Source organism: Panacagrimonas sp. (assembly GCF_965216805.1).
Classification (GTDB): Bacteria; Pseudomonadota; Gammaproteobacteria; order Nevskiales; family Nevskiaceae; genus Panacagrimonas.
In genome coordinates this window covers 1375010-1400119 of sequence record NZ_CBDCGN010000003.1, presented here as the reverse complement: position 1 = coordinate 1400119, position 25110 = coordinate 1375010, and the positions used below count along the sequence as shown (strand labels likewise).

15 protein-coding genes are annotated in these 25110 nt (G+C 64.3%); all 15 read right to left on the bottom strand.

The window, feature by feature from the left end:
• Positions 1-70: 70 nt before the first annotated feature.
• Entirely contained in the window at positions 71-1291 is a 1221-nt protein-coding gene (locus tag ACOOHP_RS19390) for an ABC transporter permease (protein ID WP_420468118.1), read from the bottom strand.
• A complete protein-coding gene (locus ACOOHP_RS19385) occupies positions 1288-2013 on the bottom strand; it encodes an ABC transporter ATP-binding protein (protein ID WP_420468117.1) in 726 nt (241 codons plus the stop codon). Before ACOOHP_RS19385 ends, ACOOHP_RS19390 begins: the two co-directional genes overlap by 4 nt.
• Entirely contained in the window at positions 2013-3176 is a 1164-nt protein-coding gene (locus tag ACOOHP_RS19380) for an efflux RND transporter periplasmic adaptor subunit (RefSeq protein WP_420468116.1), read from the bottom strand. Before ACOOHP_RS19380 ends, ACOOHP_RS19385 begins: the two co-directional genes overlap by 1 nt.
• 4 nt (positions 3177-3180) lie before the next feature.
• A complete protein-coding gene (locus tag ACOOHP_RS19375; protein ID WP_420468115.1) occupies positions 3181-4650 on the bottom strand; it encodes a TolC family protein in 1470 nt (489 codons plus the stop codon).
• Positions 4651-4929: 279 nt separating this feature from the next.
• Positions 4930-6018: an OmpA family protein gene (locus tag ACOOHP_RS19370; RefSeq protein WP_420468114.1), complete on the bottom strand. Its 1089-nt coding sequence runs from the start codon at positions 6016-6018 to the stop codon at positions 4930-4932.
• Positions 6019-7137: 1119 nt separating this feature from the next.
• A complete protein-coding gene (locus ACOOHP_RS19365) occupies positions 7138-7896 on the bottom strand; it encodes a SapC family protein (protein WP_420468113.1) in 759 nt (252 codons plus the stop codon).
• 697 nt (positions 7897-8593) lie between these two features.
• Positions 8594-8782 (bottom strand): DUF2283 domain-containing protein, encoded by a 189-nt coding sequence (locus ACOOHP_RS19360; protein WP_420468112.1) that lies wholly within the window; start codon positions 8780-8782, stop codon positions 8594-8596.
• A gap of 6 nt (positions 8783-8788) precedes the next feature.
• Positions 8789-9040, bottom strand: a complete 252-nt coding sequence (locus tag ACOOHP_RS19355; protein WP_420468111.1) for a DUF4258 domain-containing protein — start codon at positions 9038-9040, stop codon at positions 8789-8791.
• 97 nt (positions 9041-9137) lie between these two features.
• Complete coding sequence (locus ACOOHP_RS19350) at positions 9138-9398, bottom strand: hypothetical protein (protein ID WP_420468110.1); 261 nt, start codon at positions 9396-9398, stop codon at positions 9138-9140.
• Positions 9399-9729: 331 nt separating this feature from the next.
• Positions 9730-9963, bottom strand: coding sequence for a DUF2442 domain-containing protein (locus tag ACOOHP_RS19345; RefSeq protein ID WP_420468109.1), 234 nt, complete (start codon positions 9961-9963; stop codon positions 9730-9732).
• A 2-nt stretch (positions 9964-9965) separates the two neighbouring features.
• Entirely contained in the window at positions 9966-10235 is a 270-nt protein-coding gene (locus ACOOHP_RS19340) for a DUF4160 domain-containing protein (RefSeq protein ID WP_420468108.1), read from the bottom strand.
• Between the two features lie 542 nt (positions 10236-10777).
• A complete protein-coding gene (locus ACOOHP_RS19335; RefSeq protein ID WP_420468107.1) occupies positions 10778-19000 on the bottom strand; it encodes a beta strand repeat-containing protein in 8223 nt (2740 codons plus the stop codon).
• Positions 19001-19227: 227 nt separating this feature from the next.
• A complete protein-coding gene (locus ACOOHP_RS19330) occupies positions 19228-20412 on the bottom strand; it encodes an HlyD family efflux transporter periplasmic adaptor subunit (RefSeq protein WP_420468106.1) in 1185 nt (394 codons plus the stop codon).
• 421 nt (positions 20413-20833) lie between these two features.
• Positions 20834-22975: an ATP-binding cassette domain-containing protein gene (locus ACOOHP_RS19325; RefSeq protein WP_420468105.1), complete on the bottom strand. Its 2142-nt coding sequence runs from the start codon at positions 22973-22975 to the stop codon at positions 20834-20836.
• A gap of 231 nt (positions 22976-23206) precedes the next feature.
• Positions 23207-24709 (bottom strand): TolC family protein, encoded by a 1503-nt coding sequence (locus ACOOHP_RS19320; RefSeq protein WP_420468104.1) that lies wholly within the window; start codon positions 24707-24709, stop codon positions 23207-23209.
• Positions 24710-25110 lie beyond the last annotated feature (401 nt).

Genomic DNA, 25110 nt, shown 5'->3' with positions numbered 1-25110 from the left:
GAGGACGGGGCCATCCATCGAGAGCGCACGGCGGCCGCGGGCCGCCCTACTCTGCGGCGGCACAAAACGATCAGTGGTAGCGCAGCGCCTCGATCGGCTCCAGGCGTGCGGCCTTGCGCGCCGGGTACCAGCCGAAGAACACGCCGACCGACGCCGACACGGCGAAGGCCAGCACCACCGAGCCGCTGCTGACGATGACGGGAATGTCGGCGATGCGGCGCACCAGCTCGCTGCCGACAAAACCCAGCAGCACGCCGATCAGGCCGCCGAGCAGGGCCAGCGCCACCGACTCCAGCAGAAACTGCAGCAGCACGTCCTGCGGCCGCGCGCCGATGGCCACGCGGATGCCGATCTCGCGCGTGCGCTCGGTCACCGACACCAGCATGATGTTCATGATGCCGATGCCGCCGACGATCAACGAGATCGAGGCGATGGCGCCGAGCAGCAGCGACATGATGCGCGCGGTGGCGGCCGCGGTCTCGGCCACCGCGGTGAGATTGCTCATGCTGAAGTCCGGCTCCTGGCCGGCGCCGATGCGGTGACGCTCCATCAGCAGGCTGGTCACCTCCAGCTCGGTCTGCGGCATGGCCGCCTCGCTGGCGCTCTGCACCATGATCATCCGCAGGCTGCCGCGAAAGCGGCTGCCGAACAACTTGCGCTGCGCGGTGGTGATCGGGATCAGTACGGTGTCGTCCTGATCGCGGCCGTCGAAACTCTGGCCCTTGGAACTGAGCAGGCCCAGCACCGTATAAGGCCCGCCGTTGATGCGTATGGTCTTGCCCACCGGATCTTCAAGGCCGAACAACTGCGCAGCCACCGTGGTGCCGATCACCGCCACACGACCGGCGGAACGCACGTCGGAGTCGCCGAACATGGTGCCGGACAGCAGACTCCAGTTGCGCACGTCCAGGTACCCCTGGGTGGTGCCGTAGATCTGCGTACCCCAGTTGTAGGAGCCGTAGACCAGTTGCGCATTGCCGAACGCCAGCGGCGCCACTGCCCGCACCGAGGGTTGCTCGCCGATGGCTTCGGCGTCGGCCAGGGTCAGGGTGGAGGCGTTGCCGCCGCCCAGGCGCACGCCGCCGCTGCTGGCACTGCCGGCGAGCACGATGAACAGGTTGCTGCCCATCGATTCGATGGAATCGCGGATCGACTGCTGCACGCCGCTGCCCACCGCCAGCATGACGATCACCGCCGCCACGCCGATGACCATGCCCAGGGTGGTCAGAAAGGTGCGCATGCGGTTGGAGGCCAGCGCCTGCAGCGCCTCGGCCAGCATGGCGCCGATCATGCGGCCTGCTCCTGCAGCGGCGCGAGGCGCGGCACCTGACGGCGATCTTCCACCACCACGCCGTCGTTAAAGCGGATCAGGCGACTGGCGTACGCGGCCACGTCGGGTTCGTGCGTCACCACCACCAAGGTGATGCCGTCGTCGCGGTTGAGCTGCGAGAACAGCGCCATGATCTCGTCGCTGGTGTGGCTGTCCAGATTGCCGGTGGGTTCGTCGGCCAGCACCACCTGCGGACGATTGACCAGCGCGCGCGCAATGGCCACGCGCTGCTGCTGGCCGCCGGATATGCGCGAAGGCAGGGACTCGGCGTAGGGTTGCAGGCCGACCTTGCCCAGCAGCGCGCGCGCGCGTTCGCGTCGCTGCGCACGCGGCATGCGCGCGTAGACCAGCGGCAGCGCCACGTTGTCCAGCACGCTGGAGCGCTGCAGCAGGTTGAAGCCCTGGAACACGAAACCGAGGCGGCTGTTGCGCACCGTGGCCAGTGCATCCGGCGGCAGCCGCGCCACGTCCTCTCCGGCCAGCCAGTAGCGCCCGCGGGTGGGCGAATCCAGGCAGCCCAGCAGATTCATGAACGTCGATTTGCCCGAACCGGACGGCCCCATGATGGCGACGAACTCGCCCGCACGAATGTCCAGGCTCACGCCGCGCAGGGCCGGATACGGGCCGGCGGCAGTCTGGTAATCCTTGGCCAGGGCCTCGACACGGATCAGCGCGGGCGACATCAGAACATCCTCATGCGCATCGGCCGCTGCGACTGCGGATTGGCGCTGGCGGTGCGGTCGCCCACGATCACTTCATCGCCGGCCTGCAACTCCTGGGACGCCACTTCGGTGTAGCGGCCGTCGCTGCGGCCCGGCTCCACCGTCACCGTCATCCGCTGGCCGCCGCGCAGCACATAGACCTTGGGCAGCCGCGCCTCGCGCGTGCGCACGTCGCCGACCTTGGCCGCCTGGGCATCGGCAGGCTGATAGCGCAGCGCGCTGTTGGGCACCCGCAGGGCGTTCTCACTGCGGCTGAGCACCACGTTGACATAGGCAGTCATGCCCGGCAGCAGGGACAGGTCCGGATTGTCCACGTCCACCACCACGTCGTAGGTCACCACGTTCTGGTTCACCGTGGGATTGAGCCGCACCTGGCGCACCTTGCCGGCGAACTCGCGGTCCGGATAAGCATCCACGGTGAAACGCGCTTCCATGTCGGGCTGGATACGTCCGACATCGGCTTCCGCGAAAGTGGTGTGGATCAGCATACGGCGCAGATCGCCGGCAATCTTGAACAGCTCCGGCGTCTGGAAACTTGCCGCCACCGTCTGGCCCACCTCCACCGTGCGCGCCACCACCACGCCGGAAATGGGCGAACGGATGATGGAATTGCGCAGATCGACATCGGCGTCCGCCATCTGTGCGCGGGCCTGCTCCACCTGCGCCACCGCCGACTTCAGCACCTGCCGGGCCTGGTCCAGTTCCTGGCGCGGGATGTAGCCCTTCTCGAACAGGTCCTGTGAGCGCTTTTCGTTGGACTGTGCCAGCTCGCGGCTGGCGACGGCGGATTCCAGCGCCGCGCGGGTCTGGCGCACGCGCGCCTCGTAGGCGGCCGGGTCCAGTTCCAGCAACACCTGGCCCTGCTCCACGGTGTCGTTGAAGTCCGCGTGCACCGCCACCGCGGTGCCGGACACCTGCGTGCCGATGCTGACCAGCGCCACCGGGTCCAGGGTGCCGTTGGCGGACACCGTCTCGGCGATTTCGCCGCGGCTGACGGTTTCGGTGAGATAGGTAGAGCCGTCCGGCGTGCGCCAATGCTGAAAGCCGTAGGCCGCCGCCGCCACGACCAGCAGCAGCAATGCCATCCAGGCGATCGGCTTGAGGCGGTTCTTTACCGTGTTCATGGCTTTAGCGGCTCACGCCCGTGGGCTGCGGCGAGGCCGCGTTGGATCCGACGAACGCCGTGGGGTCGGACACCGGGTCCAGCGTGCCCACGGCCTGCGCCAGGCGGGTCCTGGCCGACGCCCAGTCGCTGCGTGCCTGCAGCAACTGGCGGCGCGCATCGGCGGCACTGCTCTGCGCGTTGAGCAGATCCAGGATGGTGCCGACCCCGGCTTCGTAGCGGCCACGCGCGACGCTTTCGGACTCTTCGGCCGCCTGCACCAGCGCCTTTGCGGTGAACACCGACTGCGTCTGTGTGGTGAGTTCGCTGTGCGCCTGATACACCTCCAGGCTGACCTGGTTGCGCAGGCGTGCCAGCTCCGCCTTGCTCGATTCCAGTTGCGCTTCGGCCGCACGCACGCGGTAGGTATTGGCAAAGCCGCTGAACACCGGAATGGACACCGACACCCCGATCGAAGCGCTGTCGTTCTCGCGATCGCCGCGCTTGGAATAACTTTGCGAGGCCTGTGCCGACAGGCTGGGACGGCCTTGCGCCCTGGCCGCGTCCACATCGCTTTCCGCGGCTTGCCGGCTGGCCACCGCCGCCGAAAGGTCTGGGCGCGCCTCGGCGGCGCGATCGACCAAGCCATCGAGCCGATCGACGAAGTCCTGTGCGGGCTCCACCAGCGGCGCCGGCGCCAGCTCGAAGTTGGCGTTAGCCGACAGGCCCATGCTGTTGGCCAGGCTGCCCAGCGCGGTGCGCAGCGCGCCCTGCGCCTGCACCCGGGTCAGCTCGGCCTGTGCCAGCGCAGTCTGTGCCTGCAAACGGTCCGCGCGCGTAGCGGTGCCGATCTGCTCGCGCGCCGTCGCCGCTTCCAGGCTGGAACGCGCGGCCCGTTCGGATTCGGCCGCCGACTCCAGGCTCCCAGCCGCGGCCGACCAGTCGTAGTAGCGCGTCACCGCTTCCAGATACACGCTCTGCAGGGTGGCATTGCGCGTGTAGCGGGCGGCATCGAGCAGCGCCCGCGAGGCATCGAGTGCCGCGCCGCGACCGCCGAAGTCGAACAGCAGATAGCTCAGCGAGATCGACGCCGAGGTGCGCGTGGTGTCGTCGGACGCGCTGCTGGAAGAAAAGCCACCACCGCCGACGCTGCCGGCGCCGAAGGTGGAGGTGCTGTCGCCGGTGAGGTCTTCGGTGATCGATCCCGAGATCGACAGATCCGGCAGATAGGCCGAGCGGGCGCTGCCCACCGCCGCGGCGCGTGCCCTGGCGGTGGCCCAGCTCAGGGCGGTCTGCGGATTGCGGCACAGCGCGGTGTCCACCACGTCCGCCAGGGTCAGCGGCCGCGCCGGCAAAACCTCCGGGCACGGCCGACCGGTTTCCTGCAGCGAAGGGATCGCCGCCAACTCGCCGAAAGGATCGGACAGCGTGGCCGCCATCGGTACAGCCGGCAGCACACCTGCGAGCAGCGCAATCAGCGATAAGGGTCGGCGCACGAGTCTGGGGTCCGCTAGGAGAAGCCAATGGACTGGCTTTGTACCCGGTTCGTTCAGGCAGCGGAGAATTCGTTACACATCTTTGCAACGGTGGCGGTGCGCGGTTGGCGCGTGCCGTCGCGGTTCCGGCAGGCGTGGTGACGATCATGGTGACGATGGGGATGCGTGCACACCTGCGGCGGGCACGGCCTGCTCTACCCTCAATCCGAACGCAAAAACCCGGGAGGCCCGCCTTGCAGCGAGCCTCCCGGGTTGCAAACCGCTACAACTGTCGGAGCGTCAGTTGGCCGGGCTGCGATCCCGCGTGCGAACTTCGGCGCGTCGGTTCTGGGCACGACCGGCGTCGGTCTCGTTGGTCGCGGCCGGGCGGGTTTCGCCGTAGGAGTTGGCCGAGATGCGCGATGCCGCGATGCCCTTGCGTACCAGGTACTCCTTGACCGACAACGCGCGGCGTTCGGACAGCGCCTGGTTGTAGGCGTCGGTACCGCGACTGTCGGTGTGACCGGACACGTCCACTTCCAGGTTCGGGTAGCGCTGGATCAGCTCGTTGATCACCGGCGTGGCGTTGTCCAGGATCTGCTGGGCACGGGCGGTGAGCTGGGCACGGTCGTACGGGAACAGCACGTGCTCGAACTCGCGCTCCGCTGCCATCGCGGCGGCGGGCTTGTCGGCGATGGGGCAACCGTTCTCGTCGACCTGCGTACCGGCCGGCGTGTTCGGGCAGTTGTCCTTGTCGTCCGGCACACCGTCGCCGTCGGTATCGACGACCTGCGCGACCGGCTCCGGCGGCACCACCGGCGCCGGCACCGCGCGCGGGCTGCCGAACGGAAACACCACGCCCAAGGTCACGATGTGATCGCCGAAATCTTCCGGATCGAGCTCGACCGTGTGGCGATAGCGATAGTCGCCGCGCACGCCCACCGTCAGCGTATCGAACAGGCGTCCGTAACGGATGACACCGAGGCCGGCATTGACGAAGCCGTCTTCGGACTCATCGCCGGTGTTGGTGTTTTCCGTCTTCATCGCGCCGAAGCCGGTGGCGATGTAGGGCGCCCAGTTGGGGGAATCGCTCAGGTACACCAGCGCTTCCAGGCGTGCCCCCAGGTCTTCCCAGCCCACCCCGGTGGAGCCGTCGGCGTCGAAGTCGGTACCCAATCCGCCGAATTCCAGGCCGAAGTAGCGCCCGAATCGCTGACCGACCAGCACATTGAAATGCGTGCCGTCGTCGGAATCGCGCGCCGAATCCGCAAACGCAAGGCCACCGCTGAGCGAAACGTAAGGACGGGTCTCGTAAGCATGAACCGCTGGAGCTGCGGACGCCATCGCCGCGGACGCCGCGACCGCCATCACTCCCCAAATCTTCTTCATGTCTTGGCCTCTTTGTATGGAACTTAGAAACTGTGACTCGAGTCTCGGCCCGCAGTATAGCCTGCGAATCCGTGGGATTACCGCTCGTTTATGTGTCGATTTCGAACCTGCGGGGGCGGCTGCCGCCGGCCATGGCCGCGCTGATTCCCGATCCGCCCCACTTCCCGTAGGCGCGAAGCGTGCCATGTTGAAGATGAACGCTTGATGCACGGCGGGCACGGCCCGCGGCCGCAGTGGCGAAAAGCGCCGTAGTTTCACCCGGACTACTCGCTACTCGCTATCAAGGCGGCAACTATTCTGACGCGGGGGCCTCCATGGGATCGGCCTCCAACAGAATTGCTGCGGCGGATCAGGCTGGGGCAATGGGCGCATCTTGCCTTCACAAGATATTGACGGCTCGATCAGTCGCTTCGAGCCGGAGGGCAAACGTCTGTCCATTTGCCCAAATCTGGGTTTGAACCCACATCCATGGAAGCTGCCGGCTATTTACGCCCCTGCCGGGAAGCGTCGTACACCACCATACACACTGCGCCCACCAAGGCGGCCAACGCCACGATCACAGTCCATTCCATTACGCGTCCTCCAGTTCGGCGATGCGCCGGAACGCGCGCCTATTTATCGCCACTACGCCAAAGGCAATCACGACGGCCGCCAAAGCAGCAGCCGTTGAAATGATCGGCGAGGCGGGGCCGCGTAGTTCTGCGCGAGCCAAGCGACCAGAGATGCGTCCAGGGCCACGGCCACGGCGAACGCCACTCCGAGCCAGCCAATCTCCTCCTTGAGCCGATCTGCTTTGGACTTTGGTTGACTTCTACGCCTGGCCTGATTTCAGGCCCAAAGCGTCTTCGCCTTCGCCGATGACGCTGCATCACATGCCGACGCAGCCCCGGAATCCGGGCGAAACCCGGGGTTCCGCGTGGCCGCCCTGCCCAACCCCGGGTCGCATCCTGGCCGCTTGCTTATCGCTAAGCGTACTACGCCGAGATTCAGCTACCGCCGGAGCCCGGTGATCCACGGGTTTTTTTGACCGAGTCCGACGGCGGGCACGGCCCGCCCTATCGGAAAGCGACGATTTCGCTGATGGTTGGCCGGTCCTCAGCCGCTACGGCAGCTCAGGCTTCAGTGCTGAGTCGCGGTTTTCTGCGCTCGGGCAGCGCTACGACGCCTGAGCCGGGCCAATTCCACCAGCGCCGGCAGGTTCTGTTCGGACAGCAGCATCAGGTGCGCCAACGCGATGGCGCCGGCCTTGCGCAGCTTGAGGAAGGCCTCGTCCGGCAGTTCGTTCAGCGCCTTTTCGTCAACGTGGAACAGACCTTCCAGCGCGAGCTTCCGGTCGCCGTCCTGCAATGACAACTTCCAAGGAACGACCACGCCGGCCTCGACCAGGGCCGCCACCGCCCGGTCGGTCTTGCCGCGGCTCTGCTCCATCTCCAGAAGAAACTTGAGCAGCTTGTCGACTTCCGGGCTGGGCTTGCCATCCTCGCCGAACAGGGGCGTGCCGTCCGGACCATCCACGATCACGTCGTTCTGCGTCTGCACGCACAGCACCCGCTTGCCCTGATCCTTCTCATCACCGGAAGGACGCGCCAGCACGAAGGGGTAGGCGCGCAGGGACGCCGGGGTGTAGCGCCCCACCCATTTGTGGTCCTTGTCCAGCAGCAGGTTTTCACCCGGCGACAGACCCAGCACCGCCGAAGGCGCGTAGCTGCTATCGCCACGCTTGAGAAAAGCCAGCGGCAGCACCATCGCTGCCCGCGGGATTTCGTCGGCCAGCAGTCCGACGGCGTTGGACTTGGCAGCGAAATGCAGGTTGGGACTGGGCTTCCAGCGCTTGGCGCCATGAAGATCGCGGGAAAGAGCTTGAATCGTGTTGGTCATCTGCGGGAATTCTCTGAAAGCATGTTTTGGGGAATGGCGCCGAGCGACGCGCTCAAGGCAGCACGCGATTGTACCCGAGCGGGTCCGGTTGAAGGGTCGAACGGTTTGCGCTTGCGGTCAGGTCGAGGGAATGCGAAAGGCAGTCAAGTGGTGAAGGTAAAGTGCAGCTCAGACCGCAAGGCCCCACGCACTTGCCGGCCGCACCAACAAAATTGCCCTCGCGGAATAGCCGGGGCAATGGGTGCACCTCACTTTTCACGAAGCCTTGGTGGCCCGTTCAGCGGCATCAAGCCCGCAGGCAAGCGACAAGCCGCTTGCAAAATCGACACTGACTATCGCGCCTGACCCGATCAACCCCAGAAGAAATAAGGGGACTTAGTAAGCTGTCACCGTAATTCGGACGGTTGGGATGTACGCGGGAGTGCCTCAAAGGCACTCCCGCGCTGGGACCCAACCGCCTGCAGCAGTCCGGAATGACGGTTGATGGGCATGGGCATGTCACGACGAACCACCAGGCCAGTCGACCTTGACCCCCAACCCCGTCATTCCGTGGCGCCGAAGACGAACCCGGAATGGTCTCCTTCTCCGAAGAAATAAGGTGACTTAGTATCCTGTCACCGTAATTCCCGCGTAATTCCCGGTCACCGTAATTCCCGGTGTCTTGAGCCTAGCCACAGCTACGCTCAATGACTGACGCTCAAGCGGCGTGCTGCTGCACCGGGACGGCGCCGCACGCGCGTGCATCCAGCACAACGATCTCGACCACGGTTCCGTCGGCCGCATAGCTGACATGCGTATTCCAGTCCTGCGACACCTCACGCACGATGGGCTTGTTGTCCATGCGCAGGACCAGAATGTCATCCGCCTCGTAGTAAGTCGTCTTCATCAGCATCTACTCCTCAGAGAAACGGTGCATCACAGTCTTTACCACAAGCGCATTTTGAATCACTGCAGCGACACAGAGCAGGTTGTCGTCACGATTCTCATAATGTTTGAACAGCCAAAGATGGGTGTCGTCCTTGTAGCGGACACTGCCCGTTTCCACTAGATCAAGGAGCAAGGATTCGTCGATTCCACGATCTGCCATGCGCAGCCGCGCGTGGCGTGTAACGTGAACCTCCATCTGAAATCGAGCGCTGAACATGGACGGTATCGTACGCGCTGGTCGCTGGAGCCGCCCTTTTCCACGATGTTTAACCCCATGACCGCAATGTGCAGGGTGGCGAACCGGGCAATGTGAACTAGCCCGCCAGTTCCAACCGCTGCTCGATGCGGTCGATTCGCGAGCCGAGGCGGTCTACACGACCAGACAGGCCTGCAAAATCTTCGTGTAGACCCGCCATCTCTCTACGCATCAGCGAAATTTCGGTTTCGACTCTATTCGTGCGGGCCTTGAGTTCTGAAACGTCCTCCGCAACACGGTCGATACGTCCAGGGATGTAGCGAAGAAGCTCCAGCACCAGATTCTCAACCTTCTCAACCTTCGTCGGTTCGTCGCTCATGCGATCTCCAGGTCCGCGCAAGTATGTCAGACATCGCAGAGCGTTACGTCTGCGCCTTGCAGTGGCACCGACCAAATCGCCTCTTCTATTTGGAGTCTGACCCATTGAACCCCCACAAAATTGCCGCCGTGGTTTAGGCGGGAGCAATGGGCACAACTCACTTTTGTCACGGGCTCTTGACGGCTTGATTAGCGGCTTCAAGCCGGTGGGCGAGCGACAAGCGGATTGCAAAACCAACACCGGCTATCGCGCCCGAGCCGACCAATCTCCGAGGAAATAGGGGTGAGAAATAGGGGACTTATTATCCTGTCACCGTAATTTGCGCGGTTTATTACGCAGCCGAGCGCAGATAGACCGTGTCCCAGCTCAGATCGATCTCGCCGGGCCATTGAATGGCGCCGTTCACGACCACGACTCCGGCGAAAATCGCCGGGTCGCGCAGCGCGCGAAAGACACCGACATCGAGATACGGGGACGCATCAAAGATTCTGCGCTCGCCGTTCACGAATTCAACGTCGAGACGGTGACCGGACAGAGCCTGCGCCGACTTTATTCGGGGATTCATTCTTACCTCAGCGGCTCGATCCGGAACGGCGCCTCGCCCTTGACAGCAAGCGCCCAGTCCGCCACCAACTCATCGTGATGCAGCTCCATCCAAGCCAGCACCAGCCGGGTCTGCTTCGACGGCAGCGCGCCGGCCAGCAGTTCACCATCATCCAGCGCGAACACCGCCGCGTCATCGGCATACTGCTCATGAATGTGCGGCCGTTTGTGCTGATCCACGTCCATGAAGTACATGCGGACGATGATGCCGTAGAACATGGCGATCACAGGCATGGTCGTGAACCTCTGCGGCGGAAGAGGCCGGATTTTAAGGAGTCTTGCGCCTCATCACAGCTAAGCTCAATGACTGCGCCTCCCATTGCCGTCATTCTTAACCCTCTCCATGAACAAGATGCAAGGCTTGACCATTAGCTTCAAGCCGGTGGGCGCGCAACAAGCCGCTTGCAAAATCAACAACGGCTATCGCGCCCGATCCCACCAATCTCCGAAGAAATTAAGGTGAGAAATAGGGGACTTAGTATCCTGTCACCGTAATTCCACTGTCACCGTAATTCCAGAGCGCGCACACCATTTCGCTTCCTGCGGATATGTATGCAACTAACTAGAACGCGCTCTAGCCACAGCTACGCTCGATGACTGCGCCATGACTGCGCCCCTGGCAGCGTCTTCTCAACTGTCTCCATAAGCAAAATTGCCCCCGCGGATTAGGCGGGGGCAATGGGTGCAACTCACTTTTATAGGGTTTTGTCGGCCTGATCGATAGCTTCAAGCCGGTGGGCAAACGAGCATCCGTTTGCCCACCCTAAGTTGGCTGATTACGGCGTGAAGTTCACGTTGTCGATGTCGAAGTTCGCGATACCAGCGCCATCAAACCCGGCCAGCACGATCACCATGTCGTTATCGGCGTTCCACAGGCCATCGCCATCGGCATCCACAGCCGCGAAGCCGTTGGTGCCATCCGACCCGGCGAACACGTCGATGTCGACGCCGCCACCCGTGAAGGCCGCATCCGCCGCTGCGAAGAACGCCTGCAGGTTGGCGAACTCTGTGGCGGTGGAGGTCACCGTGCCACCCGCAAGGCCGGTCAAGGTAGACAGCACACTGAAGTCCAGCGTGTCGTCAACCAACACCACACCGTCGTTGATCGAGAAATTGCTGATCACGTCGGTGGAATCGGCCGTCGATTCGCCTGCATCGGTGTAGGCAAAGGTGTCTTCGCCATCCGCAAAGGCAGCCACGACCGTGCCAGCATCGCTGTTGTCGTTGACAACCAGACCCGGCGCAAGACCTGCGCCCGCCTGATCGCCCGCTGCCGGGTCGAATGTGACGATAAGACTCTGACCGTTATTGTCGGTTTCGATGTCGATCACGTCGTCGAAGGCAACGTTATTGAACACGGCCGCGCCGGAATTCCAAAGTCGAACGATCGCCTCGTTGATCGAAACGCGTGCGACTTCGATAGCTCCAGCAGGTCCGTCCAGAACTTCCGAGCCGAGCACGATATCGCCGACATCGAAGCCTAGATCGACTCCTCCGAGGAATACGCCTTCACCGTCGACAATGATCGTTCCCAAATCGAGGGTGTAGGAAACCACCTCCGACTGGATGCCGCCGTCCAGCGCATCCGCGCCGGCGCCGCCGAAGATGATGTCGTCACCGCCGCCGCCGCTGAGGCTGTCATCGCCGTTACCACCGGCAAGCAGGATTCCCGCTGCGCCGGTATCAATCACGGACACGTTGATGGCGGCATTCACCGTCGGCACGTAGCTGCTGCCGATGGGGAAGGTTTCACCGATCAGACCCGTTGCGCTGAAGGCCAACAAAGGCCCGGTAAAGCCGACGGTGGTCGAACCCTGAAGGACCTGCCCGTTGTCGATGTCGACCACGATGGTGTTGCCGTTGGCCACGGTGGCCTCAGTCACCACCAGCGATTCGAACTCACTGAAGTTATCGATCAGGGCGAGGTCACCCACCACCAGCTCGTCGGTCATGCCGTCGCCCATGGGGAACAGACCCAGGACCGGCAGGAGGGCGTCGTACTGCGGAGGATCGCCGGCCGAAGTGCCGATCAGTGTGAGGTTCGGGCGGGTCACTCCGGTGACGTCGAGCACGTCGAAGTCGAAGTTGAAACCGCCGGTCGCCGTGTTGATCAGGGCGAGATCGATGGTATCCAGACCTGCGCCGTTGAAGCCCATGCCAGCGCCGTCGAAGACCGAGTTGTTGACCACGATGGCGTCGTGGTCGTTGACACCCGCGGCATCGAGCAGATCCAGGGTCAAGGCCGCCGTCGCCAAGTTGGCAAACACGTAAGCGTTGTTGGAAGTGCCGTCGTCCATCAACTGCTCGAACCCTGTGAACACGACGATATTGTCGACAGGGTTGCCGTCGTCGTCCGGAGTGCCGGCCTGGATCACGCGGATTTCGCCGCTGCCGCCGACGCCGGTTGCACCGACCACCACCGTGGAACCATCGAGCAGGTTGGTCAGGCTGATGATGTCGTTACCGCTGACGGCACCTTCGATCAGCAGCTGACCCGCCGCATCCTGGTTGTCCTGCGTGTTGCCGGTGATCATGTGCATCGAACCGGGAATCGCGACGCCGTCCAGATCGCGGAAGGTTGCGCTCAGCTCGAAGAAGCCGGTCGGGCCCATGGCGGTCGGATCGAATGCCGTGGTGTTGTCCAGGGTGACGGTAACGCCGCCAGCCTGCAGGTCGTAGCCGCCGTATTGCACGGAGTTGCCCTGACCGATGGTGCCGGTGACACGGCTGCCACGCAGGTTGAAGCTCATGTCTTCAGCCAGACGGGCAACCACCGCTTCGGAACCATCGCCACCGACCAGCACCCGCTCGTCGTTGTTACCGCCTTCGATGCGATTCCAAGCAGCGGTGACTTCATCGACGGTGGTGCTGCCCAGCTGCGTATCGGTGAAGCTGGTCGCGGCGCTGAGATCGCGGTACTCGCCGTAGGTGCGCACGTTGGTCGATGCGCCGTTGGCCTGGCCCACGTTGACGTTGACGTCGTAGCCCTGGCGGTCGATGGCGTTGTTGTTCAGCGCCGGGTTGACGCCACCGTAGACGATCTGGAAGTTCTGCTCGCCGGCCAGGAGCTGCAGGCCGGTGAGGTCCAGAATCGAATCGCCTTGCGAGGCGATGACCTGTTCAACGCTGTCGAGCTGGTCGACGCGGTCGTTGGTCGAGCCGGTCATGACGAAAGCATCACGGTCGAAGGTCGCCATGCCGCTGGCATCGACGATCACGAACTGCGGCACGTTGGTGCCGCGGGTCACGGCGAGCGAGATGTTGTCACCTGCGTCGCTGTAATCGACCAAGTCGCTGCCACCCATCAGGTCGAAGGTGAACTGACCGACGTTGTTGAAGATATCGCGCTGAGCAAGCGGCTCGTCGAACTCGATCCAGGTCAGCGTGGGCAGGACCGAGTCTTGGTCGATGCCCAGGATGATGTCGTTGCGGGGGCTGGTGGTGGAGTTGGCCATGACACTGGCATCGGCCACCAGCACGGTGTCGTTGCCGGCCGAGCCGTCGACGTTCTCGAGTTCGTTGATGTTCTCGATGGTCAGCAGGAAGTTGCCAGCCGCGTCGTACACCGATTCCGGCGCAAACGGGAAGGCCGGCTGGTCATCGTATGGATGCGTACCAGAGCCATCCAGATAGTTGACCACGCCGCCATTGAGGTTCATCAGGTCGATGAAGTCGGCCTCGCGAATGCTGCGCGCGGACTGCCCATCCAAAGTGATGGCCTGCACGCCCATCAGCGTGTCAGTCGCCTCGGTCTGACCGTTGTTACCGACGGTCTGCTCGACGAAGTGAGTGATCGCCGGATCAGCGGCGAAGGCGCCAACGATGACGCGGAAGTCGGTGGTTTCGTCGACCTGCGAGTTGCCGTTGCCGCCGACGGGCACCCCATCACCGTACTGCTCGAAGTAGATAACGCGGTCAGAGCCCGCGCCCATCATGAAGACGTTGTCCTTGTTGGAGTGGCCTTCGTCAACGATGACAATGTCATTGCCATTGCCAGTGGTGACGTTCTCGACGCCGTCAACCCGCAGACCGTAGACCTGCTCAAAATCACCGCCTTGCGCGCGATCGGCAACAATCTGGTCGTCCGAGCTGTAGCGAATCTGACCAGCCAAGAACGTCTGGGGGGGCAACGTCGGCAACATGCCGCCGTCGATGTCTTCACGCTCCAACTGTCGAGCGGTCCCACCGTCGGTGTCGTAGTTATTGGCGCTGAGGTTGTAGAGCACACCGATGCTGCCCGGGATCGGGCTGAGGGTGTCGGAGATGACGGACAGGTCCAGCGTGTCGCGACCCTGTCCACCGCTGGCATCGGCGCGGCCGGTGCCGGAGATGGTGCGAACCGCTTCGAACTCCTGGAAGTCGGTGGTGCCAGTCTGCACGCCGTTTTCGAACACGCGAACTTCACCGGAACCGCCGGTGCGCAGCTCGAAGACACGGTCGCTGTTAAAGACGAAGTCGCCGTCGGTGATCGCCACCGTGAAGGTGCTGCCCGGGGCGAAGTCTGCCTGCTGAGCTTGCAGCACGTCGCTGAAGGCGATCAGACCTTCGACCGCGTCCAGGCCGGCCAGGCCGGAGCCGGTCTCGGTCTGCTGGATGGGCAACAGCGAACCGGGCACAAACTCGGCCATGTCGGGGGCACGGTCCAGCACCTGCTGCGGTACGTCCGCCACCGAGGTGGCATCACGCAGGGCAATGGCCTCGAACAGGTTCAGTTCGATGACGCGGAACTGGCCCAGCGGGTCAGACTCGATGCGCACCGAGAACAGATCGATACCGCCGTTGGCGCTGTCCATGCCACGACCGACGATCACGCGGTCGTCGCCGGTGCCGGTGGTGATGGTGTCATCGCCGTCGCCGGCGAAGAACTGGTCGTCACCGTGGACGGTGTAGTTGTTGACGCCGGACAGCGGAGCGTTGGTGTTGATATTCACAAACGCGGCGGTGAAGCCGGTTGCCGGCGTGTTACCGGTGGCGGCACCGTTGCTGTCGAGGTCGGAGACGTTGTTGTCGATGACCACGGCATCGGTCCCGACCAAGGTGTCGCCGGCGTTGTCGGCCGTCTCGAAGATGGCGCGGCTGATCTCGGTATCACCCCAGAACAGCACGTTCTCTTCGTTCAGGTTGTTGTTGCGACCGTCGAAGCCGAGCAGGAACACCTCGTGCTCGGAGAAGTTGGTCACCAGTGCCGTGGCGGGCTGGCCGCCGGAGGTGTTGGTGATCTCGACGGTCGGCTCCTGCATGAAGACCGTTTCTTCACCGATGTAGCTGGTCTGCGACAGGGCAATGGTTGCGCCGTCGCCGACGTAGGTGGCATTGACTTCGCCGGCGGCGGTGTCGGTGTCGTTGAAGGCCTGGATGAAGCCGGCCAGTCGGGTAAGAAACGCGGTTTGGATCGCGGCCTGGGTCGCGCCGCTGGCGGTGTCTTCCCCGGCAACGATGCTGCCGTCCTGGAAGCGGCCCACGGTCAGGGTGTAGTCCACACCGTTGACGGTGATGACCACGGTGTCCTGGGTGGTGAGGTTGTTGAAGGCAACGGTGTAGATCTGGTCTTCGGCCAGGCGGGTGCCGTCTTCACCGAAGAACGCGACCAAGTCTTCTGCATAGGCATCGAGGCCCAGCGAGATGAGCGAGCCGTTCTGGGTATCGTCGTTGGTGCGCTCGCCGTCGAAGCGGTCCTCGTAGGACTGGTAGATCAGGCGATCCTGATCCAGATCCTGAACGACGTTGGCGGTGGGCTGGGTGAGCAGGATGACGTTGTTGACGTTGACCGGATCGACCAGATAGCCGTCAAAGTCGGCCTGGAACTCGCGACCCTGGATGCCTTCGCCGGGGTTGTCCTCGATGACGATGCTGTTGCCTTCCACGCGCACCGAGACATTCGGGTCGGGGTTGCCGTCCGGATCGACCAGGTTGGCGGCGATAGTGTCGGCCAGGTCCTGCAGCGTCGCGTACACCGCGCCACCCAGGTCGGCGGTGTAACGCTCAGTACCGATGGTCACTTCAAAGGTGTTCAGCGCCAGCGGCGGGTTTTCGAACGCGGTGCCGGTGAAGTCGATGCTCAGGTTGGTGACCGTGGTAAGCGTGCCGTCTTCGGCGTTGAAGTCCTGCTCGAACAGGCCGTTGCCGTCCTCGTCACGCGCCCACAGGTTCAGGCCGGCATTGGTCTGGCGGTGGACCACGTCCACGCCGTCGCCGCCTTCGCCGAGATCACCAGCAAACAGATTGAAGATGAAGTCGTCGTTGCCGGTGCCGCCGGACATGAAGTCATCGCCTTCACGGCCTTCGATGGTGTCGTCGCCCGAGCTGCTGTAGAGAACGTTGGTCTCGTCGCTGCCGCGGATATCGAGATCGCCGTCGTACTGGAAGACGTTCTGCTGATTGTTGAAGCCGAGTTCTGGCGTGTTGCTGCCCGCCGCACGGTAGTCCGCCGCACCGAGACCGGTGGCGATGAAGTTCTCCATCAAGGTGACGTCGACGCGGAAGCCGCCAGCGCTGTAGTTGCTCTGGTCGGCAGTGAAGCCGACATCGGCGCCGCCGTAGCCGCGATAACCCTGGATGCCAGCGCCCTGGGCACTACCGGCAACGTCACCGGCCTGCAGGTCGAAGCGCAGCACGCCGTCGTCGGTGATGTCTTCGGCTGCGACCGGGCTGTTGTCGTCCGGGTTGCGGCCGAGGCCGTATTCGGTCAGGTACAGGGTGTCGCCGGTGGCGGCCTGGGCCTCCACGACGCGGTTGTCACTATCGCCGCGGATGGTGCCGCCGTCCGCCTCGAACACGATGCTGTCGTCGTCATCGCCACCCAGCAGGGTGTCGATGCCGTTGTTGACGATGTTCTGCAGATTGGGGTTGGGCACGAAGCCGCGGTTGTTCAGGAAGTCGAAGCGACCACCGAACAGGATGTCGTTGCCGTCAGCACCGTCGATGATGTCGTTGTCAAATCCGCCGATCAGGATGTTGTTGGCGTCTGAACCCAGGATGTCGTGCTGCGCCGAGGAGCCGATACCGTAGTTCTGCTCGCCGATGGTGTGGGTTTCTTCGAAGGCCTGACGACCACCGACGATGACGTCGACGCCATCGAGGAAGCCATAGAGGTTGCCCGAGGCATCGTAGTGCTCGATCTCGTCGATCTCGATGCTGATGCCGTTGTCGGAGATGATGCGGCCGTCTTCACCGGTGGTGGAAGACGTGCCCGAACCTGGCTGGCCGGTCAGGCGCACCACGATGGGCTCGTCGTCGTCGGAGAACTCGCCCAGGAACATGTCGCTGTCCTGCGCAGAGTTGTTTCCGGCCGCCAGATCGTCGGAGGTGGAGCCACCGTTGACGAACAGAGCGTCGCCGTCGACGCTGCTCAGCAGCGAGCCTTCGCCGAAAAAGAAGTCGCCGTTACGGCCGCCGGACAGCACATCGCCACCGCCGCCCGCCAAGGGGCCTACGCCGCCGCCGGTGAGGAAGTCGTTGCCGATGCCGCCGAGTGCGGTGTCGGCGCCGAAGCCGCCTAGGAAGATGTTGCCGTCGGTGGACACGCCGTCACCGTCAAAACCGGTGCCGTCGAAGTCGATATCGCCGTAGAAGTTGTTGGCGTTGTCACGGGTGGAGAAATTGCCACCGGCGTTGAGCGGGTTGCGCGAGTAGGCATCGACAATGCCGTAGCCGCCGATGTCGGCACCGCCCAGGGCGGCGATGAAGTCAGCGTTGGCAGGATTGTTTTCACGGCCGTCGGCAGCGATGGCGCCGTTGCCGTTGAGGTCCAACCCGACGATCTGGCGCGCAGGGTTGGTGAAGTCAATGCGGATGTCCTGGTCGCCCGTGAGGCGCGCAGCCGGAAGATCCGAACCGTCGACATCGACGCTGGTGATGGTCAGGTTGGTCTGCGGATCAACCGTGGTGCCGGAATCGACGATGTCGACCGTGGACGTGGCCAGGGTCACGCCGTTCAGGCGCAGAGTCAGCGTCAGGTCTTCCGGTCCATCAACGACGTTGTCGTTGTTGACGGTGATGGTCAGCGGCGCCAGGTTGCCGTTGGCGTCGGTGGTCAGGAAGCCGCTGAGCTGGACCGGTCCGTTCTGGCCAGAGATGGCAGCGATGTCACCGGTGACCAGATTGTTGCCAGAGATGATGAATTGAACGTTCGCATTTGCCGGCAGGTTGGAGGCGTCGAACGCGAAGGTGACGGCCTGGCCTTCGCCCACCGCGTTGTCGGCACCGGCGTTGGAACTGATCTCGACCGCGGGATCGCCACCACCGGGATCGCCGACCGAAGTGTCGGTGACCGCAACGGAGGCCGACACGACCGCGTCGGAGCCGGCGGTTCCGGTCACGCTGAGGGTGAAGGACTCGGGGCCTTCAGTGACGCCATCAGCCGCCAGGATCACGGTGACGAAGGCGCGGCCGCTGCCGTCGACTTCGGTGGTGCCGGTGATCTTGTTGGAAGAGCTGTTGTTGGTGCTGGCGATGTCGTTAGCCGAAAGACCAACGATTTCGAAGTTGACCACGCCCCCGGTGCCATCGGTCTGGATGGTGAAGGTGACCGAGTTGTCGTCGCCGCTCTCGTTGACCGTGGTGACGTCGGGCGTCACGGACTGCACGTTGGGGTTGACGGGCTGACCGCCGCCGTCACCACCGCCGCCGCTGTCGCTGTCGGAAGCCACCACGATGGCGGCAACACCCACGCCGGCCGCGGTGACAGGAACGACCCAACCGGGCAGGCCGCTGGCGCCGCCGGTGGTGCCGCCACCGGCCTGGGCGACCAGGGTGTGGCTGGCGGTGCTGGTGAATACGGTGTCGGAGCTTGCGAGCAGCGCGGCGTCTGCGCTGGAAACTTCTTCGGCGTCCTGGGCGGGCGCCTGTTCGGCGGAGGCCTCTGAGGCAGCCTGTTCGGACTCTTCAACGCCCTCTTCGATCTTCTTCTTCAACGTGGCGAGTGCGTCGACCTGCTGAAGATTCAGGACTGCCTCGTCCGCGCCTTCGGGAGCCGCGCGGTCGACCTTGTGCTTTGCCATTTGTTTTATCCCCTATGGATAAGTGAGTTACAAAACTGAAAAGAGAGAGAGCGGTGGTCCCCGCCTGCTCGGTAAACGCCCGCGAACGCCGTCACGAAGCTACACCTCGCCGAAGCGTAATGAGCCCACATGACAGTGTCAACGGTATTTTGGTGAAAAAAGTGTATGAAGATGTTCCTGAAAGCAACGGACGGTAAAAGAGTTTTAGGGCTTGCCCTCATTCAGCTTCAGCGCTCCGTAAGCGCCTCTGCAGAACCCCGCCGCAGCGGTTTAAGCAAATACTGAGCCACCGTACGCTTGCCGGTGATGATCTCGGTGGTAGCGGTCATGCCCGGCAGCACTTCGATGGGCGGACGCCCGTCGCGCTCGGGAATGTGATCGATGACCAGGTGCACCCGGAATTTCGGTTCTTCGTCGCGCTGCGGGTATTCTTCTTCTACGGTGTCCGGGCTGATGTAGGTGACCTTACCACGCAACGACCCGTAAATGGTGTAGTCGTAGGCATCGAGTTTGATGTTGGCGGGCAGATCCATGCGCAGGAAGGCCACGTCCACCGGCGATACCTCGGCCTCGACGATCAGTGGGTCGTCGGAGGGCACAATCTGCAACAGTTCGTCACCTGGACGCAAAACGCCGCCGGTGGTCGTCACTTCGATATTGTTGATGGTGCCGGACATGGGCGCGCGCACCTGGGTGGCGTCCAGCGCTTCCATACGCTGTGTGAGCTGCTGCGAGGCCTCTTCCAAAGCGCTGCGGCTGGAGGCCAGTTCGCCCTGCGCTTCCTGACGAAAGGCGTTGCGCTTGTTGACGGCGGTGGCCAGCAGTTCGCTGACCTCGCGACGCACGCGAATCACCTCGGTGCGCGCGGCGTCGCCGGTCTTTTCCAGCTCTTCCAGCGCCGCCAGCTCCTGTTTTGCCAGGTCGGCGCTGCGCGCGATGGCGTCCAGCTCTTCGCGCTGCAGCTCCACCCGGCGCTGGTACAGGCGCAACTGCGAGCGGACGATGTCCGGGTATTCCTTCTGCAGCTTGGCGGGGAACTTGGGATCGGTGCCTTCCAGTTCGGCTTCCAGTCGCTCGATCGCGGCCTCGTGGGTGGCGACGCGGCCGGCGATCTCGTCGGCACTGGCCAGAAAGCGCGTGGTCTGCAGCTCGGCCAGCAGGTCGCCTTCCTTGACGCGCTGGCCCTGACGCACGTGCAGCTTGGCCAGCACGCCGCCATCCACCACCTGCACCACTTGGGTGCTGCTGGAGACGATCACCTTGCCGCGCGCGCGAATCTGTTCTTCCAGCTCGGCCCAGCTGGACCAGGCGACGAATGACAGCACCGCAAAGGTGAGCAGGTAAATCAGGCGCGCAACCGCGCCAAGCTTCAGTGGCTGGGTACGCGCAAACAGGCGTTGACGAAGATTCATCCTGCGATTTGATCCTTGGAACTATCGGCACGGCGGCGGGCATGGCCCGCCCTACGTTCGAAGCAATCAGCGGCGCACGGGCCGGCAAATTTTCCGGGCGCGAGTCTGCGCGGATTCGTTGCCGGCGTCATCCCCGTAAATCCGGGGGGCAGCGGCGCGTGCAACCGTTGCGCATGGTTGGAGCGGCGTAGCCCTGGCAACGCCCGGGGGTGTCCGGCACGACCCCGGGTTGCACCCGGGCTACGGGTGCTGTGCATGGTTGGAGTGTGGCGGCCACGGGCCGCCCTACGGCTTCGGTTCATGCCCATCGCGGCGGGCACGGCCCGCCCCACGGGTTCGCGCGACGCGGGCACCGCCCACCATAGTGGTTTGGCGCCATGTAGGGCGGCCTGTGGCCGCCGGCTTTGCGGGTGGAACACGCTCAGGCCGATCCCGCGCTGGCCTTGACAGCAGGCACCACCGGCCGTGGGCCGCCGGCACGAGCGGCAGCTTGCGCACGGCGCACTTCTTCGGCGGGTGCATCGACCTTGACGCTGCCGTTCTCCAGCATCACCACCCGATCGGCCAGATTGAGCCATGCCGGACGGTGCGAGGTGAACACCACGGTGTGATCGCGCGGCAAGGAATTGAGCGTGCGGATCAGGGCGTCTTCGGCGTCCTTGTCGAGACTGGCGGAGGGCTCGTCCAGCAACCACACCTTGGGCCCTTGCAGCACCAGACGCGTTACGCCCACCAACTGGCGCTGTCCGCCGGACAGGCCGGCGCCGCCCTCGCGGATCATCAGGTCCAGGCCTTCGGGATGCCGAGCCAGGGTCTTGGCCAAGCCGGTCTTTTCCATGGCCTCGTGCAAGGCCTCTTCGTCGGGTACCGGCAGACCCAGGGTGAGGTTTTCACGCAGGGTGCCGGAGAACAGGCGCACGTCCTGGGGAAGATAGCCGATGGTTTCGCGAATCCAGCTTGGCCGCGCGCGTTGCAGGTCCAGACCGGCCAGGGTGATTTCTCCGGCGCTGGGTGTGCCCAGTCCGGCCAGCAACTTGAGCAGGGTGCTCTTGCCGCTGCCGTTGTGGCCGATGACGGCAACGCGGGTGCCGGCAGCGATGGTGAGCTTGGGAATCTGCAACTGCGGGGTCTGCGAACCTTCGTAGGCGTAGGACAGATCGAACACGTTGTACTGCAGCGGCACGACGCGGGTGTTGGCCTGGCGGGTGGGATCCTCGTCCGTGGGCATGGAGAGAATCTCGTTGAGGATGCGCAGCGAATAGCGCGCGTGATGCCACTGCAACATGAGCTGGGTGACCTGCCCGATGTTGGCGAGCGCGCGGCTGGCCAGAATGGAGCAGGCGATCAAGCCGCCCATGGTCAGGTTGCCGGCCTGGATCACGTACACGCCCACCACGATGATGGAGATGTAGGCCATCTGCTGGAAGAACGCGATGGTGAACTGCGAATAGCCGGTGACGCTGCGCAGATCGCTGCCGACGCGGCCGACCGCGCGGGTGGAGCGCTGCCACACATCGGAGAAACGCGGTTCGGCGGCGGTGGACTTGACGATCTCGCCGCCGGCGACGGCTTCGAAGATCAGGCCCAGACGACGCGCGGACTCGTCGGTTTCCTCGCGCTGCAGGCGCGCGATGGGCTTGTACATCACGATGCCGACGATCAGACACACCACCAGGAAGGCCAGCAGCACGTAGGCGATGGGCCCGCCAATCATCCAGATCACGGCGATGAACAGCGCGATGAAGGGCAGATCGGCCACCACATACAGCGTGCTGGAGGTGAAGAAATTCTTGATGGAGTCGTAGTCGCGGAACTGCGCGACCAGCGAGCCCACGCGCGACGGTCGCCGGTCCACCTTGAGCGACATGAGCTTTTCGAAGAAGTACAGGGACAGCGCCTCGTCCAGGCGCACTGCCGAACGTTCCAGCAGCTTGAGCCGCAACAGCTTGAACAGCAGTTCCAGGCCCAGCGCCAGCAACACGCCGCTGGCGAGCACCCACAGGGTGGCCTCGGCGAAATTGGGGATGACGCGATCGTAGACCTGCATCGCAAACAGCGAGGTGGTGATGGCCAGCGAATTCATCACCACCGTGGCCACGCCCGCGCGCATGAACAGCGGCATGTGGTCGCGCAGCGCGGCACGGATGGCGCTGCTGGCGGGCCCGACCTTGTCCGAGGTGGCGCCGACGCGCTCGGGGGCCAGGGCCGGCGGAATCGGCACCAGCAGCTCCTTGGGCTTGCCGGTATCGTCCGGTGCGCGGCCGATCCAGGCGATCTCCAGCTCGCTGTCTTCCTCGCCGGGCAGCTTCATCACCAGGCCGACACAGCCGTCGGCCATGACCCAGGCCGGCAACTGGCCGCCGTGGGCGAGTTCCATCGGCACGCTGTGTGCGGTGTGACCTTCGAACAGGATTTCCCACACTGCGGTGATCTGTGCCTGCGCCTCTTCGGCATGCACCTGGCCGAGTGCGGTCTTGACCTCCAGCCGCGAGGCGTGCAGGCCGCGGCGCGACGCCATCTCCAGGATGGCGTTGGCGGCGGCGTTGGGCTCGACTTTACTCATCAATTCACGACTCGATAGATGTTGCTTCGTACAAAGCGATCTTGTGCCTATCAGCGGCCAGCGGGGTGGGGCCGGCCGTCAACCGCATCACACTCTACAGGCCGGCGGCCATGGGCCGCCCTACGTTGCCCGGCTTTCAAAGTCACCTTGCCGTCCATTTGCGGTTGGCAGTGCGGGCCGTGCCCGCCGTCAGGCCCGTCCAGCGAGCGCGGACGGCGGCCATGGGCCGCCCTACGGGCTCTTGATCTCCACTTCTCCCGGCTCCTGCTGCTCGGGCGCGGGACGGGGATAGTCGTCGGGCAGAAAACCCGCCACGTCCAGTCGCTCCCATTGCATGCCCTGCAACACCAGACGGCTGTTGATCTGCCAGAACGCGCGGCGCAGGGCCAGGGTCTGCAATTGCTGGTCGTGCGATTCGCGCAGCGCGTTGAGCAACTCCAGCCACGACTTACGACCCACTTCGAACTGACGGTAGTAGCTTTCCACCAATTGCACGGCGGCGTCGGTAGCGCCCTCCTGCGAGCGCATCTGCGAAGCCAGCGCCAGCAATTGCGCGGTGTCGCTGCGCAACTGCGCGGTGAGCTGTGCGCGCGCCACTTCGCCCTGCTGGCGGGCCGACGATGCACGCGCCCGCTCGGCCTGGGCACCGCGATAGCCGCGCAGACCGCTGGAGGTCTGGTACTGGAACACCAGCAGGGTGGCGTCGTTGGTCGGGTCGAACTCCACGCCGTCGACCTGGCGACGGTGCTGCAGCGACACCGTGGGCCACAACGAGGCGGCGGACTGGTCAGCCAGTGCCTCCTGCACGCGGATGCCGGCGTTGCTGGACTGCACCACTGGGTGCCTGGACAGATTGGCGGTCAGCGATTCCAGGTTGTCCGGTTCCAGGATGGAGTCGGAATTGGGCCAGCGCAGCTCGGGCGGCCGCGCGGTGACCAGGCTGCTCAGGCGCGAACGCCCGGTAAAGCGCAGCGCGTTGGAGCTTTCACGCCCGGCTTCGGCCTGGCGCAAGCGGGTGATGGCCGTCTGCACGTCGGCCTCGGGTGCCACGCCACGATCCGAGCGTCGCCGGATGGTATCGGTCAGGCTCTCCAGACGGGTGACGTAGTTGTTCCACAGCTTGACCTGCTCGGCAGCTTCCAGGGTATCGAAGTAGGCGCCGAGCAGTTCGTCGGACAGCGCCAGCCGCGCCAGCGTGATCTGCAAGGTGGCGCCCAGATGCTGAGCCTCGGCCTGATCGAGCTCTGCCCGGGTCTGGCCGCCATCCCACAACGGCTGCACCAGGTAGAGCGTGGAGCTGCCGTCGGAGCTGGAGTCCGCCACCGAGCTGGAAAGCTGCAGGTAGGGATACCAACCGGTGCGGGCGGCGGCGATATCGTAGCGGGAGGCCTCCACGCCGGACTCAGCGCCCAGCACCTGCGGGTGGGTGGTCCACACGCGCCGAAGCAGGGCGCCCAGATCGTAAGTGCCGCTGCTGCCCCATTCCAGGTCGGAGCCCTCGGGCGCGACGTTGACGATGGGGTCGGGGTTGACGCCGATCCCGAAGTCGCGAAAGCCCTCCGAGCTGCCGTCCTGGGGATCGGGCTGGGGGTCAGGCTTGGCGTCGGAGTGCGGGAACAGCGGGTCCATGCGCAGGCGCGGATCGGGCGAACTGCGCTCCGAAGCGGGGATCGTCGCGGCAGGCGTTTCGGATGTCGTTTCCTGCGCGGCCGCCAGTCCGGTAGCGGCCGCCAACAGGACGCTCAGAACCAACGACAAAGGGGTGCGTGCACGGGGCTTCTGCCACCGCCCTGCATGCCGGACGGGTCCGATTCGTATGGGAATGAAACGCATCCCGCCATTATACGCAGGATCGAGAACCGGTCCGCCGGCTTTTCGGAGGTGCTGCGCACGTGTCCGGTGCAGGTTCGAGCAGCCAGCGCAGGGCGGGCAAGCATCTTCCCGTTTGTACCAGACCGCGCCATCGCCGCCCTCAAAAGTAGCCCGGGGGCAACCCGGGTTTCCGCGCCACCCGCCCGACCGCAACCCCGGGCTGCGGCCGGGCTACGGCTCCGGTCTACACCCTGGGTCCGTCCGGACTGAACCCCTCTCCCCCTGGGAGCGAGGCTGGGGTGAGGGCCTTTCAGGACGTGGGC